An 18,205-nucleotide genomic window follows, 5' to 3' on the forward strand; every position below is an offset into this window, starting at 1 on the left:
ATGAAAGACAAGAAGTTTTTTTATCGGGGGGAGAAAATGATTTATCTGGACTATGCAGCAACAACGCCAATGAGACAAGAAGCAATTGAGGTATATACTGAAGCGGCAACGAGCTATTATGGAAATTCCAGCAGTCTTCACACACTTGGAACACAAGCAGAGAATCTGCTTACACTATGCAGAAAAAAATTAAGTCTGTTAGTAAATTGCCGAGAGGATGATCTTTTTTTTACAAGCGGGGGAACAGAAGCTAATTACTTAGCTATCCACTCTCTTTTAAAAGGAAACACTAGCAAACGAAAACATTTGGTTACAACGAAGCTTGAACATTCTTCAGTTCTTCATACGTTGCAGCAGCTTGAAAAAGAAGGCTTTTCCTTATCTTACGTACCTGTAGATCAAAACGGCGTTGTGTCTGTAGACGACTTAAAGAAGACGATTCGACCTGACACTGTGCTAGTAGCCATTCAGCATATCAATCATGAGCTCGGTACAATTCAGCCAGTTGAGGATATTGGCCATTTTTTATCTAAAAAAGAAATTCTCTTTCACTGTGATTGTGTTCAATCTTTCGGTAAGCTTCCTATTGATGTTAAAAAGCTGAAAGCTGATAGCATCTCAGTTTCTAGTCATAAAATTTACGGACCAAAAGGTGTAGGAATGGTATACATGAATTCAAGTTCTTCTTGGAAGCCTATTTATCATAAAGCAACTCATGAAAAAGGCTTTCGCCCTGGGACTGTAAATACCACAGGCATTGCTGCCTTTACTGCAGCAGCTGAATGCGCATATGCAGAAATGAAGACCGCCAGAAGCCATTATGAGCGCTTAAAATCGTACTTACTGGAAAAACTAGAATCTCTTGCTCCTTTTATAGAGGTAGAAGGCCTTGGGAACTCTCATTTTCCTGGAATTATTGGACTGACATTTTCAAACATACAGGGTCAATATGTTATGTTACAATGTAATCGTCACGGAATTGCTATATCTACGGGAAGTGCCTGCCATGTAAATCAGCAGGAACCATTAGCTTCTTTACTTGCGATTGGCAAATCGACTGCGAATGCTAAGAACTTTGTACGTCTTTCATTTAGTCAACATTCAACGTTTAAGCATATTGATCGACTCATATCCGTTTTTCATTTATTACAGCAAGAATTTATGACAGTGTAAAAGGAGGGATTAAAGGTGCCAGGAACTCAAAAAAAAATTCTTGGAGAAGAAAGAAGAGAACTTATTCTACAATGGTTACAAACAGAGAATAAACCAATGACGGGCAGTGAGCTTTCGAAAAGAACAAACGTTAGCCGCCAAGTCATTGTACAAGATATTTCGCTGCTTAAAGCTAAAAATGAGCCCATTATCGCAACAAGCCAAGGATATATTTATATTCAAAATCCATCTCAAACTACCGTGCATCAGCGAATTATTGCCTGTCAGCATACGCCAGAAGATGCTGAAAAGGAGCTTCTCCTGCTTGTTGACCACGGCGTTCTTGTAAAAAATGTAACCGTTGAACACCCTGTGTATGGTGAATTAACGGCTTCCGTTATGATTCAAACCCGAAAAGAAGTAGAAACGTTCATAAAAAAAATTCAAGAAACAAACGCAACTTATTTATCTCAGTTAACAGAGGGGATTCACCTTCATACGATTGAAGCAGATACAATTGAAAAACTGAATGCTGCCTGCTTAGCTCTTGAAGCGGAAGGTTATTTAGTTTCGAATGAGTAAAAAGGTGTTATAACAAAAAAAATCCCGCTTTAAAGCGGGATTTCTGTTTCAAGTAGTGTATGAGGATAGCTTCCTAACAGCTCTACGCTACAGCCCAGTGCCTCAAGTTCAGCCATAGCCCCAGGGATTAATACTTCATCCATTTTTTGTTCAATATCAACGATAAAGAAATAGTTTCCAAGCCCTGTTTTCATGGGACGGGATTCAATTTTAGACAGATTTAGCTTACGCCAGGAGAAAGCTGAAAGCACTTGATGAAGCGCTCCTGCCTGATCAGATGGAAGTGTAATCATTAACGTTGTCTTGCACCCGTTTCCAGCTAAAAATGGCACCTCTTGCCCTCCATCTTTATGCAAAATAACAAACCTTGTTGTATTATGATCATAATCATGAATATTCGGGCAAGCAATATGTAATCCATATTCACGGGCTGCTAATCCATTCGCAATAGCTCCAATATTAAGCTCAGGGTGTTCGCTTACATATTTAGCAGCAAACGCCGTTGATGTCATCTCTTCTACTGCAGTTGACGTACATTCTCCGTGTAAAAATTTATGACACTGCGCAATTGCATGAGGATGAGAATAAATCGTTTCAATGTTTTTCCACTGTTCTGCATGAGATGGATGAACCATTAAATGCTGACGAATTGGAAGCACAATTTCTCCAACAATCGGCAGACGACGTTCGTGAATAAGATAATCAAGTGTTAAATTTACAGATCCTTCAAGTGCATTTTCTAACGGTACAATTCCATACTCAATCTTTCCTTTATCCACTGCATCAATGCATGCTGGAATTGTTTTGTATGGAATATGGTCGTGCTGTTTAAATACGCCTTGGACGGCCACATGTGTAAATGTTGCCTTTGGTCCTAAATATCCTACTTTCCCCACAATCATGCCTCTCCTTATCTATATCTGTTTACCATTATGCCCCTGAACCAAGCACGTCCACTTTATCTACAAACTCTAAGCTTTTCAGTCTTCGCAGCATTTCATTTAACTCAACACTCATACTTGCTGTATCTAATGAAAGAGTTACGTTGGCACGCCCTTGTAAAGGGATGGTTTGGTGAATTGTTAGCACATTGCATCCTGATGATGCAACGGTGCTCAATAAATGTGATAAAGTTCCTGATCGATCTTCAATATGAAAAAATAGTGAAATAATGCGCTGTTTGACAACCGTCTGAAACGGAAAGACCGTGTCGCGGTACTTATAAAAAGCACTGCGACTCAAGTCTACGGCTTGTACAGCATCTGCTACCGACTCAGCTTTTCCCCGTTCAATTAACAGCTTCGCATCCAATGTTTTTTTCATCGCTTCTGGTAATACATCTTCGCGAACTAAATAAAACTGCTTATCGCTCTTATGCAAGTAAAGCCCCTCCCCTTATCCTATGAACAACAATTAGTCGATAAATTCAAATTCATATTCAAACAGCTTTACAATGTCGCCATCTTTTGCTCCTCGTTCACGAAGGGCTTCATCGACGCCCATGCCTCGAAGCTGGCGCGCGAATCGACGAACTGATTCTTCACGTGAGAAGTCAGTCATCTTGAATAATTTTTCGATTTTTTCACCGCTTAATACGTATGAGCCATCGCTATCACGCGTAATAACAAATTCCACTTCTTTCTTTTCATGCTTGTACAGTACGCGGTGCATAGATAGATCTTCCTCTTCTTGCATTGGGAATTCCGGCGTCGTTTCTACAAGATCAGCTACTGTAAATAACAGTTCGCGTATTCCATCACGCGTTGCCGCAGAAATTGGAAAGATTTTCACTTCGTCCCCTACTTTTTCTTTGAATGCAGCTAAATTCTCTTCGGCTTGCGGGATATCCATTTTATTTGCTACCACTACTTGCGGACGTTCCGTTAAACGCATATTATACTGACGCAGCTCTTCATTAATAGTTAAGTAATCTTCATATGGATCACGGCCTTCTAAACCTGACATATCGATTACATGGACAATCACGCGGGTACGTTCAATGTGACGTAAAAACTGATGACCTAATCCTACACCTTCATGTGCACCTTCGATTAGCCCTGGTAAATCTGCCATCACAAAACTGCGATTATCTTCTGTTTCAACTACTCCCAAATTCGGATTAATTGTTGTAAAATGATATTCAGCAATTTTTGGCTTTGCAGCAGACGTTACGGATAATAACGTTGACTTTCCAACACTTGGGAAACCAACTAATCCTACATCGGCTAATACTTTTAATTCAAGAATGACATTTCTCTCTTTACCTGGCTCTCCATTTTCTGAAAGCTCCGGTGCTGGATTTGCAGGTGTAGCAAAACGCGTATTCCCACGCCCTCCGCGTCCACCTTTAGCAATCACTGCGCGCTGGCCGTGCTCAACTAAATCAGCAATCGTTTCGTTCGTATCTTCATCCAACACAACGGTACCTGGTGGAACTTTTACAATCATCGGCTCAGCGTTACGTCCGTGCTGTCCTTTTGACATTCCATGTTCACCACGGCTTGCTTTAAAGTGACGCTTATAGCGGAAATCCATCAGCGTACGTAATCCTTCTTCTACTTCAAAAATGACATCTGCACCGTGACCACCGTCACCACCTGCAGGACCTCCTTTTGGTACGTACTTTTCGCGACGGAAGGCAACCATTCCATTTCCTCCGTCGCCACCTTTTACATATACCTTGACCTGATCTACAAACATTTCTTTTTCACTCCGTTCTATATCTTAGCTCTTGCCATAGCAAAAGCGCTTTTAACTTATTGTGAGCATAAGGCTAAATTCATCTTCAGACATATGCTGTTCAACCAATGCAGCTCCTTGAGCGCACTCATAACATTGTAGCTTGTTTTGTAGCTTCTGTATATCTGTTAGTATTCCACTAAAGTCAAAAAAGAAACGAATTCCCTGTTCTTCAATGCATACTGAAATACTCAAATAGTTTTCTGCATGATAATCAACATATTTTTCGAGTGCTTCTGTCAAATAGCAACACCAGTTGTATACGAACTCATCGTATTGTGATAAATCCTTCAATTCTCCAAGCACTTCCACATCTAAGCGAACAGCATGGTTATTCCAATGATAGGTCATAACAAAGCCCGCAAACAGTCGCATATTGATGTTTGTTAACTTGGATTCATGTTTGGATTCATTTACAATTTCTTCAATGATTTCATTCGCTCGATCAAGCCGATTCAACGCTAGATTGCCTTTGATTAATTGCAGCTTATTTAACCAATCATGCCGCGCGTATCTTAATACCTCTACGACATCCCATTCTTTTTCCATCTTAGCACTCCTAACTTTGACTCGAGCATAAGTATTTCACAACGCTGACAAACATCTCGTATCAATCTTCTTAGATATGTTCGATTATAACAAATTCCAATGGGTAATAGGTGAAATATTCTACAAAAAGAAAACTCTAACCTACTTGGGTTAGAGTTTTCTTTTTGTATCTTATGCTTCTTGAGCAACAGGGTATACAGATACTTTTTTACGGTCACGACCGAAACGTTCAAATTTAACGATACCGTCGATTTGAGCGAATAAAGTATCATCTCCACCACGACCTACGTTTGCACCTGGGTAAATTTTAGTACCGCGTTGACGGTATAAAATTGAACCACCAGATACGAATTGGCCATCAGCACGTTTAGCACCAAGACGTTTCGAGATTGAATCACGACCGTTTTTAGTACTACCTACTCCTTTTTTAGAAGCGAAGAATTGAAGGTCTAATCTTACTAACATGACATCCACCTCCTGTTTAGTTGTCGTTAATTTTTATATAATTACTGTAATCTAATTCGATCGTTTTCAGTGAAACAACCATACCTTCTAATAGCAATTGAATCTGTTCCAATGTGAACGAATCCACATCTTTCGGAATCTCACAACGGAGATAGCCACCATCTCCACCTTGCTCTAAGTGCGGTTCAACCCCACTTATTGAAAAGATAGCATTAATTGTTCCAAATGAAACTGCAGATGCTCCCGCACAAACAAGATCTTTTCCGTGTTCGGAAAAGTCAGCATGTCCACTCATCGTGAACCCGTCAACTTTCTTATTTGCATCACGAGAAATCGTCACCTTAATCATTTGTTATAATTACGCGTTGATAGCGTCGATTACAACTTTTGTGTAAGGTTGACGGTGACCTTGCTTACGACGATAGTTTTTCTTTGCTTTGTATTTAAATACAGTGATCTTTTTAGCGCGACCTTGTTTTTCAACTTTAGCCGTAACTGTTGCACCTTCTACGAAAGGAACACCAACTTTCACGCTGTCGCCACCTACAAATAATACTTTGTCAAAAGTAACTGTTTCGCCTTGTTCACCAGCAAGTTTTTCAACGTAGATTGCTTGACCAGCCTCTACTTTAATTTGCTTACCACCAGTTTCAATAATTGCGTACATTCTCTGCACCTCCTCTAAAAACTAAGACTCGCCATCACAGGTGTTCAAGTGAACTTAAAACCTGTTCTGAGCGGTTGTAGCACGGGTGCTACAAACCAACATATTAAATCTTACTACAAATCAAAGGTTAGTGTCAATTGGAATTCATGTTTTCTTCTAAAAATTTATATAGAAGCAGAGACCCTTTTTTGAATCTGCTCTTTCGACCCCAATTGACGCAAAACAAATGCGTTTGTATAATCATCGTTTGGCGTAAGATATACGGTTTTTTTAACCATTTTCTCTAGAGCTTTGAGAAACCCTTGAGCTTTCATTTCATTTATAACATCACTTCGCGTCTCAATCCAAATAGCCTCTTCTTCCGCGCCGCGATGTTCCCAAATTACACGTTCAATTTGAAAAGCAACCGTTTTGGAATCAATCATTTTACCGGTTCCTTCACATACTTCACAAGGCATAGTTAATGTTGACCCAATGCTATTGCGCACTTTCTTCCGCGTTAATTGCAATATGCCGAGCTCTGTAAAGCCAACTACATTCGTCCGCACTTCATCTTGTTCACATAGCTTTTTCATATACCTTTCTACTTCTGTCCGATCTTCTTTATGAGACATATTTATAAAATCAATTAAGATCATGCCGCCTAAGTGACGTAATTGCATCTGTTTGGACAGTTCATACGCAGCTTCCATATTTGTTTGAAGCATCGTCTTTCGAATATTATCTTTTCCTGAAAACTTCCCCGTGTTCACGTCTACGACCGTCATCGCTTCCGTTTCGTCAATAACGATATAACCTCCACTTTTGAGCCACACGATTCGCTTTAAAAGCTTCTCTATTTGCCGTTCCACATCATAAAAGGAGAAAATATTTTCATTTCCTTTATAGTACTCTATTGACGAGTTAGGGTAGGCAGCTTGAAAATGTTGATATAGGTCAAAGTCATCTACTACTATCCCGTCAATTCCTTGTTGAAGTGCAGCTTGCACTCTTGTTTCGAGAAAATCTTGTCCTTTGCTGACTAGGGCAGGAGCTTTCATTCCCTGTGTCTGTCGTTCAAGGCGCTCATATTTCTTCTGTAGCTCTTTTATTTTGTGTTGGACCGCAGCTTCTGATTTTTCCTCAATCGCTGTTCGAAATAAAAAGCCTTCCATCCCCTGTTTTAACCGCTCGCCAAGCTGTTTCCACTGTTGGCGTTTTGGCTCATCTATTTTTTTGGATACAGCGACATAGTTTCCGTGCGGTAAATATACAAGCTCATCAGAAGAAAATTCAATAATACCCGTCAGCTTCGGCCCTTTTGTTCCAATGCCTTCTTTTACAACTTGAACCAATACTTTTTCTCCTTCACGAATAAAAGCAGACATCGGCTGCTGATCCTTGTGAGGATTATCTGACTGCTGATAGGATACAAGTTCATTTCGATGAATAAATCCGTTCATTGATAAACCAATATCGATAAAGGCTGCTTGCATATGCGGCAGGACTTTTACGACTTTACCCCAATATATATCACCAATAATTTGATTCTCGCTTTGTTCTTCTAAATATATTTTTTCTAGTGTTTTATCGTTTATCACGGCTATACGTTTGGAAGAAGTAGCCGCGTTAATGATACATGCCTTCACATACATTGCCTCACTTTAATCTAAATTCATAGGAAAAAGTTCGGTCAGTGCAACCGAACTTTTTTCATTCTATTCTATGTTACTAGAAATCAGTAAACTGTTACAAGTTCATCTAGTGGGCTATTTGTTCTTTTTTCTACAAAGTAAGCGTGTAAAAGTTCATTTTCATCAATTTGTACATGCTCGCCTGTTTGAGATGTAGCAATAATCATATGCTTACAACCTCTTTGGAATTTTTGCAGGACTTGATGGAGCGTCTCACTGGTTGATACACTTAGCGTTTTTAAAACTCCAATTGGATGCTCTTTTCCATGATACCTCTCCAACAAAAAGCGCATGTAGACAAATTGCCTGCTCTTCCATTCCAAATATCCGGATATAATTAAAAATGAAATAACAATCCATAAGTGCAGCTGAAAAGGATGCATAATGACGGCGTATATAATACCGATAGCTAAAAAAAACGTTGATAACCGGAGTGCAAGCTTATGCGCTTCTAAAAATGGTAAAGAACGACTGCACATTAAAAAAAGCAGCTTCCCTCCGTCCAATGGCCAAATGGGCAAAAGGTTAAACAGTAAAATTACTGTGCATTGAAACATAAATTGCTCATACGTTTCCAAAGACAACACATTTATTTTCATTAATAAGAAAGCAGCTCCAAACATCCAAAGATGCTGAAGAGGTCCACTTATTGTCACAATAAACTCTTCTCGAAATGGACGATTACCATGTTCATCTACTTCTGCTACTCCTCCAAAAGGTAAGAGCATAATTCTACGAATTCGCCAAGAAAAACACTGAGCCGCTACGGCGTGGCCCAGTTCATGAATAATTACAATAATAAATAACAAAAAAAGCTGCTTTACCGTAGCCGTTAAGATACCAATTACGAAAATCCCCCAAAACAATGGATGAATGTGAATTTTCATTAATAACGAAAAAGCACTATTCAAATTGAATCACCTGACTAGGATCCACAAACTTATCGCCTTTTTTAATAGCAAAATAGAACGTTCCAGCATCGCCTTTTTTACTGTTTTCCACAATTCCTACTTCTTTGCCTTTATTCACAAAATCATACATGCTAACATTGATTTTTTTGAGCTGTCCATACCAAGTTTCAGTTCCATCGGCATGTTGAATGATAACGGTATTCCCAGTATCATCACGTTTTCCTACATACCTTACAATACCTTCACTCATTGCTTCTACAACAGAATCCACTCCTGTTTGAACCGTCACGCCTTGCTTACTTTGAGCAAATGTTTCCGTTACTTTCCCTGAAGCTGGAGTAGCGTATTCTCCGCTTACACTTTGCTCCGTTTTGCTAGACTCCTTATTCGGCAGTAGCGTTAACGGCTTCCCAAACTTATCTTCATACCAAGAGGAAACAGCTGCAAACTGAAATTCTTTATCCATTGTTTGTTGAACCACCACTCTGGCCTGTTCAAAAGCAGGAGAAGCGTTCTTGAACATAATCCCTACAATTAACACTAAGCAGGCCGAAGCTAAAATTTTAAATAAAAAGCGTTCTTTTCGAAATAACGGGTGATATTCCTTTGCTGATGGTGTGTATTCAACCGCAGAATAATCCATCGATCCATATTTTTCTTCTTCACTCATTAAGGACGTATGAAGAGGTTCTTGAGGAAGACGCTTCGTTGTATTTAATTGTTTTCGCTTGCGCTCAGCAATTCGTTTACGGATTTCATCAGCACGTCGATTCATGATTCATCATTCTCCTTGTTCTTATCGTATAATCAACTATATGACTTGTCCGTGGAGCTTATGACAGCTTGACTCTACAAAATCACACAAATAAAAAAAGCTTCCTCTATCGGAAGCTTTTTAAGAACGAACACCAAAGAATCGTTTAATACGTGCAAACATTCCCTTATCTTCTTCATCTAACGATTGAAGAGGAACCGTTTCACCTAGAATACGTCTTGCAATATTACGATATGCAATTGATGCTTTGCTTGATGGATCCATGACAATTGGTTCACCGTTGTTAGAAGCACGAATAACATTTTCATCGTCAGCAACGATTCCAATTAAATCAACAGCCAGAAGCTGAGAAATTTCTTCCACGTCCAGCATGTCTCCATTTTTCATCATATGACTACGGATTCGGTTAATAACCAGTTTTGGAGATTCGATATCCTCTTGCTCCAATAATCCAATAATACGGTCAGCATCACGAACAGCTGAAACTTCCGGTGTTGTCACAACGAGTGCCTTATCAGCGCCAGCTACGGCATTCTTATAGCCTTGTTCAATACCAGCTGGGCAATCAATAACCACATAGTCATAGTCTTGCTTTAACTGAAGAACTAACTCTCGCATTTGTTCTGGTTGAACAGCTGTTTTGTCACTCGTTTGAGCAGCAGGAAGTAAGTACAAACATTCAAAACGCTTGTCCTTAATCAAGGCTTTTTGCGGTTGGCATCGACCTTCTACCACGTCTACAAGATCATAAATAATACGATTTTCAAGCCCCATTACAACATCCAAGTTGCGTAAGCCGATATCAGTGTCTACTAGACACACGCGCTTTCCAGCTAATGCTAGAGCAGTACCTAAATTGGCTGATGTCGTTGTTTTTCCAACTCCACCTTTACCAGACGTAACAACAATAGCCTCTCCCACTGTCAAATTCTCCTTTCTACCCTGGTCAAATTCGGTCTTAGATGCGGTAAAGCTTGCACGCGATCTATCACCATTTGATCATTATCATCTAAGTATGCACATTCCATTATATTCTCTTCCTTCTCACTGCGCTCTTCTTCTGATCGGGTAATGATATCAGCAATGCGCAGCTGTGAAGGTTTCATTAACGATGCAGCAATAACGGCGTTTTTATTGCCGCGATATCCTGCATGAGCAATCCCTTTTAAAGCACCTAATACAAATAAATTTCCTCCAGCTACAACGGTTCCTCCGGGATTTACGTCTCCGACTAGAAGCAAATCGCCTTCTACATGGAGAACCTGTCCTGAACGAACTACCTTTGTAACAGATACTAATTCACTTTCTTCTCTTACTCGGACTGCATCTTGCTTTAAAATAACGTTACTATCAATTTGTTTAACTACTAAATACTGATTTTCTTCTATGAGCGCCTTCAATTCGGTTTCCTGCTCTGTAGTTAAATAACGATTTCCGATTTTGACATACACTGTGACGATTTGATCGGCATCGCCATGCTTATTTGTCAAAAGCTTCGTCTTAAGTTCCGTCAAAAGCTCTGCAAATGAACATGTATCATTGAGATGCAACGTTAATCCATCTTTTGTTCCTTTAATTGTCACATTTTGTTGCTTTTGTTTATTCAAGACGCTCACCTCAACGAATATATAATTTCGACAGAGACTTACTCAATTCCTTTTTTTCGTTTCTTCAATCAGCATTTTTATCACATCACGAACGAGAAGCGTAATATATTTTCGGATCAGCGTTCATCGATAAATTTAGCGAAATATTGAAAACATCTTTGAAGCGGAAATGCAAAAATGAGTGCAAATATGGCATTTAAAATGATGGTTGCGTAAAATCGCTCTTGCAAGAAGCGACCAATGGTCATATCGGATATATTAATAATGCTATTAATTCCATATACATAAAACTCAATAATGGCTACAGCTAATAGCGACATGCAGATCACGATAAGCGTATTTTGCTGAAAAATCTTCATTAGTTTTGATACGATATAGCATACGGCCGGCAATCCAAGCGCGTATACTCCTAAGACATCCGTAAAGGCAATATCGTACATGAATCCAAGGATTACCCCATATAGCATCGCTTGCTTTGGGTGATAATACACTGCCATAAAAGCCAGTACCACTACAACAAAGTGAGGCGATAGAATCCAGTCTCGCCATGGTGATGCCATGGCGACAAAATTAACAAAGATACTTTCAAACATAAAAACGACAAGCACGAGAATAGGAAGGACAAACCGCTTCATCAGTTAGCCTCCTCCGCCCCTAAATCGTCTTCAGCAGCGGGCGCACTTCTTTTAGCTACAACTACGTTATCTAAGTCATACAAGTCAGCAGCAGGTTTGATATAAGCTTTTTTCGTTAATCCATATTCATCAGGCTCAATTTTTGTGATAACGCCAATTGGAAGATTGCTAGGAAAAATGCCGTCTTCTTGTCCTAGACCGGACGTTACTACTTTTTGCTTTTCTTTAATATCAGCATCAAAAGGAATACGACGCATAACAAGCGCCTGTTCTTTATCATCATAGCCTTCAATTAAACCAAACACTTCTTTTTTAGCCTGAATTTTAGCAGATACACGGTTTGTACGATCTGATGAACTAATTAACTGCACAGTAGATGTGAACTTAGATGCATGCTTCACTTTACCAATCAGCCCTTCAGGAGTCATAACAGCCATATTTTCCTGTACATTATGAACCGTCCCTTTATCAATGGCAATTACCTCATGCCAACGGTCTGGATTACGAGCAATAACTGTTGCTTCGATTGGATTGTATTGACTTAAATCCGTTTTTTTGTCGAGCTGTGCTCTTAATTTTTTATTTTCTTGCTGCAAAGCGTTGGCTTTCGTTTCTAATTGCATGCGTTCGTCTAAACGGGCTTTTAATACCTCGTTTTCTTCGTATGTACGCTTTAAGTCACCTACATTCTGAAAGAAACCCGCTACAAATTGTGCGGGTTCATTAAAGGTAGCCTGAACAAGACCAACCGTATCTTTGACAAACTGTTCAGGCCACGTTACATTTTTACGACCATTTAACGAAAAACCAATCAATGCCACTAATACAATAATACTGACCAATAAAATAACTAAACGTTTATTTAAGAAAAATTGTGGCACGATCTACACCTCTTAATATTTAGCGATATGAATCGCTTGTACGATTTTTAAATAAATCAATGTGTTCTAACGCTTTACCAGTTCCAATTGCAACACAGTCAAGCGGATCTTCTGCGATGACAACCGGCATATTTGTTTCTTCACTAATAACTTTATCTAAATTACGTAGCAATGCGCCACCGCCTGTTAATACAATACCGCGATCCATAATATCTGCCGCAAGTTCAGGTGGTGTTTTTTCTAATGTACTTTTTACTGAATCGACAATAGAAGCCACTGTATCTTTTAGCGCTTCTGCAATTTCTTCTGCTGAAATTTCGATTGTTTTCGGTAGACCTGTTAGTAAGTCACGTCCGCGAATTTCCATGTTTTCAATACCTTCTGGAATTCCGGCAGAACCGACTTCTACTTTTAATGCTTCTGACGTACGCTCACCGATCATTAAATTGTAATTCTTGCGAATATATTGAATAATCGCTTCATCCATCTCGTCCCCAGCGATACGGATTGACTGACATGTTACGATTCCGCCTAAAGAAATAATCGCAACTTCTGTTGTTCCTCCACCAATATCTACTACCATACTTCCCGTTGGCTCCCAAACCGGTAGATTGGCGCCGATTGCTGCAGCAAACGGTTCTTCAATTGTATACGCATCACGCGCGCCAGCCTGACGAGTCGCATCAATAACGGCACGCTTCTCAACAGCTGTAATGCCAGAAGGTACACAAACCATTACATACGGCTTACCCGCAAACAAACTTTTTGTTTTTTGAGCTTGATTGATGTAATATTTCATCATCGTCGCAGTTGTTTCGTAATCTGCAATAACTCCATCTTTCATTGGACGAAGGGCTACTACGTTCCCAGGTGTACGACCAATCATATTTTTTGCATCGTTACCTACCGCAACGATTTGTTTTGTATCAGTTTGCAAAGCCACAACAGACGGCTCACGCACAACAATTCCTTTTCCTTTTACATAAACGAGCGTATTTGCAGTACCCAAATCTATTCCAAGGTCTCTAGTACCGATTCCAAACATGTGTCTCTTCCTTTCTCTTACCAAAATGCAAAGGTAAAAATTCCATAATTCAATTTCTTCATTTCATAAGTAACATTTTTTATTTTCTATACTTTTTTCATAGATGTCAACGCCAAATATTGTATGATAAAAAGTCATACTTTGTCTATTAATAACGAATGATTGTAAAGAACTTGTCATTTAAAATCATGACTACTATTATAACCCAAGGATTTTAAAAAGCATAGCCTTACATGTATCCTTTTTCTTTTAAACTAATATATTTTCGATCTCCGATAATTAAATGATCTAACAATTCAATTCCTATGATAAATCCGCACTCTTTTAAGCGCTTCGTTACCTCTATATCTTCTCTGCTGGGAGTAGGGTCGCCGGAGGGATGATTATGAATACAAATAAGAGATGCAGCTGAACGGCGAAAGGCTTCTTTAAATACTTCTCTTGGATGGACAATAGATGAATTGAGGCTTCCGATAAAAATGGTTTGCTTGTGGAGAACTTGATTTTTCGTGTTGAGGTATAAACAGACGAAATGCTCTTGGGACAGCACGCGCATTTCTTCCATCACATAATTAGCTCCGTCTTCAGGGCCATGAATGGTATATCGCTCACTAGATTTCCGCTGTACAATCCTCTTACCTATTTCAATAGCCGCTATAATTTGAATCGCTTTTGCAGGTCCGATACCTTTAATATTCATCATTTCATCAAGCGATGCATGCTGTAAAAGTTGAAGACCTTCAAAATGCGTTAATATGCGATTGGACAGCTGAAGAACAGATTCATCTTTGGTTCCGGTGCGCAGCAAAATAGCAATAAGCTCGTGGTTAGAAAGACTAGAAGCACCCATTGCCACAAGGCGCTCTCGAGGTCTTTCATCTTGAGGAAAATCTTTAATTAGCAATGATTGATCCAATTTCGTCACTCCTTTTTAGTAGACGAAACCGTATTGTTTTAGCTCACGTATTGTTCGGGAGAGCGGCAAGCCCACCACGGAGAAATAGTCTCCTTCAATTTTTTTAACTAGCGCAGCACCGAGACCTTGAATTCCATAAGAACCAGCCTTATCCATAGGCTCTCCTGACTCTACGTACTGTACGATTTCATCTTGTTCAATCGGCCAAAACTCTACATCAGTTTGTTCATAAAACGTATGAACTTTTGCATTTGATACGAACGCTACTCCAGTTAACACCTGATGTTTTTGACCTGACAGCATCGTAAGTGTTTCAATCGCTTCTTGTTTCGTTTTTGGCTTTCCTAAAATACGATTGCCATATACGACAACTGTATCGGCGCCTAGGACCATATCCTCTTTATAATGCGAAGCGACGTCCACTGCTTTTTGCCTAGCTAAATCCATTACTACCTCGGACGGAGTGTATGATGGATTGACGATTTCTTCAATTGTACTAACGTGAACGGTAAAGGAAATGTGAAGCTGCTGAAGTAATTCTTTTCGACGAGGAGAGCCTGAGGCTAAAATTAATGTTTGTTTCATACATCTCACCTTTGCATTTTGATTTAAAAAAAGAAGGACACACCGTTATTTTAGCAATTTCATCTCTAAATGACAATAAACAAGTGAGGCAGCATTACACTACCTCACCTGTTAAGACGTTACAAGGCTTTCATACTGCTGAAGAGCTTTTAACACGTATCCCTGAGCAAGCCAAGCGTCTTTACTGCTTTTATTGTCTTCATATGAAGAAAGAGAAGCCGCAGCCTTTTGAAGGGTTCTCACCATGGTTTTAATGTCTTCATTTGACGCTTCTTTCTGAACTTTTGTCAGCTCTTTTTTCAAAGATTTGATATCGGCTACCCGCTCTCCCTCAATCGCTTTAACAGATTGATCTAAGAGATTAGCCATAAACGGCTGCGCTGTTGTTATAACCGTTTGATCTTTTTTCCCTAATTCGCTGGTGGGCTTAATTTCATAAGACTTTACATATACATCTTTACCTTGTTGTTTATACGTTTTACTAAGTGCCTTTGCTTTTTCTTCTCCAGTGGCAGCACCAACGACAAGAGAATAGGTTTTAGGTGAAAAAATCTCGCCTGCTTCGTTCTCTTCTTTCCATTTATCCATTGCTTTATTTGCAGCAGTTTTTGATGAAAAAGCACCTGCTTGCACAATGTAAAAGGAAAAAGGGTCTAAAGTAGAAGCAGCAGCTGACGTATCCTTCGATTCCTGTTCGCTTTTCTTTTCAGCTTTACCAACACTTTCAGTGGCAGACGCTGTTTGAGCAGCTTTTTCTTCTTTCGCTCGCTCACTTGTTTGTGCTTTTCCTACAGGCTGTTCGCTTCCTGTCATCATTTTCACACCAACCATACCGATGCCGCTGCCTATTCCGACTGCTAGTAATACAATCACAGCCGTTCGTTTGATCACACCGCCGTTTACTGTTTTAATCGAAACATTTTTAGGGTGTAATCGCGGCTTTTTCTTCTTTTCATTTCTTACATCTTCAATAAACACCACTTTATTTTCTTCCACATGAGAATCTTTGGATGCCGGTTCCGGAAGAACCCACGTAAATTCGTCTTTTTCCGGCGCTTGTTCTTCCTTCTCATCCTTAGATTGACCATTGATTTTAATTGAAATTTTTCGTTCCTGCTTGTCCACTGCCCCACCGCCTTTAGTTAACGTAGTCTTAGTACCGGTTGTAAGCTGAGGTAAACCGACATAAAACATACACTTTTTTCCATGCTATCATAGAAGAAAAAAAAAATAACAAGACATTTGTCGTCTTGTTACAAAAGGTTTTCGCTATTTAGTTACAGAAATTTTAACTTTGTCGAAGACTTGAAGCTCAATAAAAATAGTTGCTAACATACCAATCTATCAATTCGTTTCCATGAAAATAAGCAGCGATTGTCCCTATAAAAATAAAAGGAACGAAAGGAATTGGTACACCTACCTTTGCCTTTTTCATTAATAATGCTCCTATACTAACGGTTCCGCCTATTAATATAGCTAAAAAAAGTGATAGCAAAACAAGCTTTACTCCAAGCACAATACCAATCAAACCATACAATTTAATATCTCCTTCTCCAAGGCCTCCTCTGCTGAGAAATGCGATTAGAAAGAGGAGAAAAAATGCGATTCCTCCTCCCATTAAAGAATCACTCCACGAAGTTAATGGAATGAAAAGACGCTCAAGAAGAAAGATAGGCAAAAAGAAAAGCAGCACCTTATTTGGGACAATCATATAGGCTATATCTGAGACAACGATAATTGTTAAAAAAGAAACAAAAGTTAATATGACAATCAGTTCTAACGTCATATTCAATTTTAAAAAAGCATATACAAATAAACTTCCTGTCGAAAATTCTACGAACGGGTAGATGAAGGAGATTTTTTTGCGACACATACTACATTTTCCTGCATTTTTAATGTAGGAGACTACGGGGATTAACTGTTGTGGAGAAAGAACGTATAAACAGTGTGGACAATGAGATCTTGGAGATAAAATAGATTTTCCCTGAGGAATTCTAAGGCCTGCTACGTTGTAAAATGAACCTAGAGTGATACCTGAAACGAATAGATAAAGGTAAATTATACTCATACGACTCCTTCCATTTCAGGGGTATAGAATACTAACTGTAGATTTTCTTTTGAATGGGGCAATGTATCTTTTCCTTTTAAATAGCTGCCAATAAACGGTATGAGAAAAGCTGCTAGAAGACCTATTACGATAACCAGTATGATCACTTGCGTGAGAGAAAGTCCTTTATTCTCTTTTGACAGTTTATCCATTTCCACACCTCTCTTTTATTGATTAGTATCAAACAGCTCCTTCATTAATAAACTGAATCTTAATACCCATAAAAGTCATATTCTGTATGCCTCCTTCCTTAAAACACACCTTTTATAGGTAATAAGGATTATACCACTAAAAAACAAAAACAGCATAAAAAAACGTCTGCAAAAGCAGACGTTTTTTAATAGTAAGGAGCCATAAATAAGTAGACAATTACACCTGTAAGGCTTACATAAAGCCAGATTGGCATTGTCCATCGCACAATTTTTTTATGTTTTTCAACTTGCATTGTCCAGCCCCACACAAGTGCAAACAGTGCCAGCGGAACGATAATCGCTGCTAAGAAACTGTGTGTGATCAAAATAAAGAAGTAAATGGGACGAACAATTCCTTCTCCACCAAACGTAGCTGTTTCCGTTGAGATATAGTGGAACGTTAAATATGAAACTAAAAAGAGCAGTGTAGAAGTGAATGCCGCTAAGATAAACCCTCTATGAGCATTGATGTTTTTTCTAAAGATTGAAATCAACGCTGCAACTAAAAAAATAAACGTAAAACTATTCAAAATAGCATTTAACCGTGGAAAGATAGTCAAATCAAAACTTACTTTTCCTTGATAGCCAATATTCGAAAAGAATAGCAGTAAGATAATAACATTCGCTATCACTGAAAAGGTAAGAATAATACCGGTAAAGTTTTTATTACTTTTCGGTACAATTTTTTCATTATTCTTACTCATGTTAACAATCTCCTTATTTAG

At 39.0% G+C, this 18,205-nt stretch carries 23 protein-coding genes and 1 other annotated feature; of the genes, 2 read left to right on the forward strand and 21 right to left on the reverse strand.

Annotated features, from left to right (window positions below):
- Window positions 1–36: 36 nt before the first annotated feature.
- Together CEQ83_RS22575 and CEQ83_RS22580 are read left to right on the forward strand one after the other, a co-directional pair.
- On the forward strand, window positions 37–1,173 hold the full coding sequence (locus CEQ83_RS22575) for an IscS subfamily cysteine desulfurase (RefSeq protein WP_028411708.1): 1,137 nt from the start codon (window positions 37–39) through the stop codon (window positions 1,171–1,173).
- 15 nt (window positions 1,174–1,188) lie between these two features.
- Window positions 1,189–1,734, forward strand: coding sequence for a transcription repressor NadR (locus CEQ83_RS22580; RefSeq protein WP_028411709.1), 546 nt, complete (start codon window positions 1,189–1,191; stop codon window positions 1,732–1,734).
- Between the two features lie 29 nt (window positions 1,735–1,763).
- Here the strand turns inward: CEQ83_RS22580 and pheA are convergent, their stop codons facing one another.
- The 21 genes from pheA to CEQ83_RS22685 all read right to left on the reverse strand — a co-directional run bounded on the left by pheA (window position 1,764) and on the right by CEQ83_RS22685 (window position 18,184).
- Window positions 1,764–2,636, reverse strand: a complete 873-nt coding sequence (pheA, locus tag CEQ83_RS22585; RefSeq protein WP_155017515.1) for a prephenate dehydratase — start codon at window positions 2,634–2,636, stop codon at window positions 1,764–1,766.
- 28 nt (window positions 2,637–2,664) lie between these two features.
- Complete coding sequence (locus CEQ83_RS22590; protein WP_028411711.1) at window positions 2,665–3,114, reverse strand: ACT domain-containing protein; 450 nt, start codon at window positions 3,112–3,114, stop codon at window positions 2,665–2,667.
- 33 nt (window positions 3,115–3,147) lie between these two features.
- Window positions 3,148–4,434 carry a GTPase ObgE gene (gene obgE, locus CEQ83_RS22595; RefSeq protein WP_028411712.1) on the reverse strand — a complete coding sequence of 429 codons (1,287 nt, stop codon included), beginning with the start codon at window positions 4,432–4,434 and terminating at the stop codon, window positions 3,148–3,150.
- Window positions 4,435–4,485: 51 nt separating this feature from the next.
- Window positions 4,486–5,022 carry a Spo0B C-terminal domain-containing protein gene (locus CEQ83_RS22600; RefSeq protein ID WP_028411713.1) on the reverse strand — a complete coding sequence of 179 codons (537 nt, stop codon included), beginning with the start codon at window positions 5,020–5,022 and terminating at the stop codon, window positions 4,486–4,488.
- A 171-nt stretch (window positions 5,023–5,193) separates the two neighbouring features.
- Window positions 5,194–5,487: a 50S ribosomal protein L27 gene (rpmA, locus tag CEQ83_RS22605; RefSeq protein WP_013059335.1), complete on the reverse strand. Its 294-nt coding sequence runs from the start codon at window positions 5,485–5,487 to the stop codon at window positions 5,194–5,196.
- Window positions 5,488–5,503: 16 nt separating this feature from the next.
- Window positions 5,504–5,836 carry a ribosomal-processing cysteine protease Prp gene (locus CEQ83_RS22610; RefSeq protein WP_013059336.1) on the reverse strand — a complete coding sequence of 111 codons (333 nt, stop codon included), beginning with the start codon at window positions 5,834–5,836 and terminating at the stop codon, window positions 5,504–5,506.
- A gap of 9 nt (window positions 5,837–5,845) precedes the next feature.
- A complete protein-coding gene (rplU, locus tag CEQ83_RS22615) occupies window positions 5,846–6,154 on the reverse strand; it encodes a 50S ribosomal protein L21 (RefSeq protein WP_013059337.1) in 309 nt (102 codons plus the stop codon).
- 14 nt (window positions 6,155–6,168) lie between these two features.
- Window positions 6,169–6,240, reverse strand: a sequence feature (ribosomal protein L21 leader region).
- Window positions 6,241–6,318: 78 nt separating this feature from the next.
- On the reverse strand, window positions 6,319–7,788 hold the full coding sequence (locus CEQ83_RS22620; protein WP_028411714.1) for an Rne/Rng family ribonuclease: 1,470 nt from the start codon (window positions 7,786–7,788) through the stop codon (window positions 6,319–6,321).
- Window positions 7,789–7,871: 83 nt separating this feature from the next.
- Complete coding sequence (locus CEQ83_RS22625; protein WP_028411715.1) at window positions 7,872–8,738, reverse strand: M50 family metallopeptidase; 867 nt, start codon at window positions 8,736–8,738, stop codon at window positions 7,872–7,874.
- The gene (locus tag CEQ83_RS22630; RefSeq protein WP_028411716.1) at window positions 8,731–9,513 is read right to left on the reverse strand and encodes a M23 family metallopeptidase; all 783 of its coding nucleotides are present in this window, start codon (window positions 9,511–9,513) and stop codon (window positions 8,731–8,733) included. Before CEQ83_RS22630 ends, CEQ83_RS22625 begins: the two co-directional genes overlap by 8 nt.
- A gap of 120 nt (window positions 9,514–9,633) precedes the next feature.
- The gene (minD, locus tag CEQ83_RS22635) at window positions 9,634–10,434 is read right to left on the reverse strand and encodes a septum site-determining protein MinD (protein WP_013059341.1); all 801 of its coding nucleotides are present in this window, start codon (window positions 10,432–10,434) and stop codon (window positions 9,634–9,636) included.
- A 2-nt stretch (window positions 10,435–10,436) separates the two neighbouring features.
- Entirely contained in the window at window positions 10,437–11,120 is a 684-nt protein-coding gene (gene minC, locus CEQ83_RS22640; RefSeq protein ID WP_028411717.1) for a septum site-determining protein MinC, read from the reverse strand.
- 116 nt (window positions 11,121–11,236) lie between these two features.
- Complete coding sequence (mreD, locus tag CEQ83_RS22645) at window positions 11,237–11,755, reverse strand: rod shape-determining protein MreD (protein ID WP_014458115.1); 519 nt, start codon at window positions 11,753–11,755, stop codon at window positions 11,237–11,239.
- Window positions 11,755–12,636 (reverse strand): rod shape-determining protein MreC, encoded by an 882-nt coding sequence (gene mreC, locus CEQ83_RS22650; RefSeq protein WP_013059344.1) that lies wholly within the window; start codon window positions 12,634–12,636, stop codon window positions 11,755–11,757. The genes mreD and mreC overlap by 1 nt, the downstream gene beginning before the upstream one ends.
- Window positions 12,637–12,655: 19 nt before the next feature.
- On the reverse strand, window positions 12,656–13,681 hold the full coding sequence (locus CEQ83_RS22655; RefSeq protein ID WP_013059345.1) for a rod shape-determining protein: 1,026 nt from the start codon (window positions 13,679–13,681) through the stop codon (window positions 12,656–12,658).
- Between the two features lie 229 nt (window positions 13,682–13,910).
- Window positions 13,911–14,597 (reverse strand): RadC family protein, encoded by a 687-nt coding sequence (gene radC, locus CEQ83_RS22660; RefSeq protein ID WP_028411718.1) that lies wholly within the window; start codon window positions 14,595–14,597, stop codon window positions 13,911–13,913.
- 15 nt (window positions 14,598–14,612) lie between these two features.
- Window positions 14,613–15,182: a Maf family protein gene (locus tag CEQ83_RS22665; protein WP_108674318.1), complete on the reverse strand. Its 570-nt coding sequence runs from the start codon at window positions 15,180–15,182 to the stop codon at window positions 14,613–14,615.
- A gap of 111 nt (window positions 15,183–15,293) precedes the next feature.
- Window positions 15,294–16,376: an SPOR domain-containing protein gene (locus CEQ83_RS22670; RefSeq protein WP_033579649.1), complete on the reverse strand. Its 1,083-nt coding sequence runs from the start codon at window positions 16,374–16,376 to the stop codon at window positions 15,294–15,296.
- A gap of 118 nt (window positions 16,377–16,494) precedes the next feature.
- On the reverse strand, window positions 16,495–17,250 hold the full coding sequence (locus CEQ83_RS22675; protein WP_034265545.1) for a prepilin peptidase: 756 nt from the start codon (window positions 17,248–17,250) through the stop codon (window positions 16,495–16,497).
- Complete coding sequence (locus CEQ83_RS22680) at window positions 17,247–17,441, reverse strand: ATP synthase subunit B family protein (protein ID WP_033579647.1); 195 nt, start codon at window positions 17,439–17,441, stop codon at window positions 17,247–17,249. Before CEQ83_RS22680 ends, CEQ83_RS22675 begins: the two co-directional genes overlap by 4 nt.
- Before the next feature lie 185 nt (window positions 17,442–17,626).
- On the reverse strand, window positions 17,627–18,184 hold the full coding sequence (locus tag CEQ83_RS22685) for a DUF420 domain-containing protein (RefSeq protein WP_028411723.1): 558 nt from the start codon (window positions 18,182–18,184) through the stop codon (window positions 17,627–17,629).
- Window positions 18,185–18,205 lie beyond the last annotated feature (21 nt).

The organism is Priestia megaterium (assembly GCF_009497655.1).
Lineage (GTDB): Bacteria > Bacillota > Bacilli > Bacillales > Bacillaceae_H > Priestia > Priestia zanthoxyli.

What these genes read in the sequence shown, in the direction of transcription:
- rpmA (WP_013059335.1), bottom strand. Translation starts at nt 5,487, where the DNA reads ATGTTAGTAAGATTAGACCTTCAATTCTTCGCTTCTAAAAAAGGAGTA.
- CEQ83_RS22685 (WP_028411723.1), bottom strand. Translation starts at nt 18,184, where the DNA reads ATGAGTAAGAATAATGAAAAAATTGTACCGAAAAGTAATAAAAACTTT.
- CEQ83_RS22630 (WP_028411716.1), bottom strand. Translation starts at nt 9,513, where the DNA reads ATGAATCGACGTGCTGATGAAATCCGTAAACGAATTGCTGAGCGCAAG.
- CEQ83_RS22575 (WP_028411708.1), top strand. Translation starts at nt 37, where the DNA reads ATGATTTATCTGGACTATGCAGCAACAACGCCAATGAGACAAGAAGCA.
- CEQ83_RS22620 (WP_028411714.1), bottom strand. Translation starts at nt 7,788, where the DNA reads ATGTATGTGAAGGCATGTATCATTAACGCGGCTACTTCTTCCAAACGT.
- CEQ83_RS22600 (WP_028411713.1), bottom strand. Translation starts at nt 5,022, where the DNA reads ATGGAAAAAGAATGGGATGTCGTAGAGGTATTAAGATACGCGCGGCAT.
- CEQ83_RS22675 (WP_034265545.1), bottom strand. Translation starts at nt 17,250, where the DNA reads ATGAGTATAATTTACCTTTATCTATTCGTTTCAGGTATCACTCTAGGT.
- CEQ83_RS22655 (WP_013059345.1), bottom strand. Translation starts at nt 13,681, where the DNA reads ATGTTTGGAATCGGTACTAGAGACCTTGGAATAGATTTGGGTACTGCA.
- pheA (WP_155017515.1), bottom strand. Translation starts at nt 2,636, where the DNA reads ATGATTGTGGGGAAAGTAGGATATTTAGGACCAAAGGCAACATTTACA.
- CEQ83_RS22670 (WP_033579649.1), bottom strand. Translation starts at nt 16,376, where the DNA reads ATGTTTTATGTCGGTTTACCTCAGCTTACAACCGGTACTAAGACTACG.
- mreD (WP_014458115.1), bottom strand. Translation starts at nt 11,755, where the DNA reads ATGAAGCGGTTTGTCCTTCCTATTCTCGTGCTTGTCGTTTTTATGTTT.
- CEQ83_RS22680 (WP_033579647.1), bottom strand. Translation starts at nt 17,441, where the DNA reads ATGGATAAACTGTCAAAAGAGAATAAAGGACTTTCTCTCACGCAAGTG.
- obgE (WP_028411712.1), bottom strand. Translation starts at nt 4,434, where the DNA reads ATGTTTGTAGATCAGGTCAAGGTATATGTAAAAGGTGGCGACGGAGGA.
- rplU (WP_013059337.1), bottom strand. Translation starts at nt 6,154, where the DNA reads ATGTACGCAATTATTGAAACTGGTGGTAAGCAAATTAAAGTAGAGGCT.
- CEQ83_RS22610 (WP_013059336.1), bottom strand. Translation starts at nt 5,836, where the DNA reads ATGATTAAGGTGACGATTTCTCGTGATGCAAATAAGAAAGTTGACGGG.
- CEQ83_RS22665 (WP_108674318.1), bottom strand. Translation starts at nt 15,182, where the DNA reads ATGAAACAAACATTAATTTTAGCCTCAGGCTCTCCTCGTCGAAAAGAA.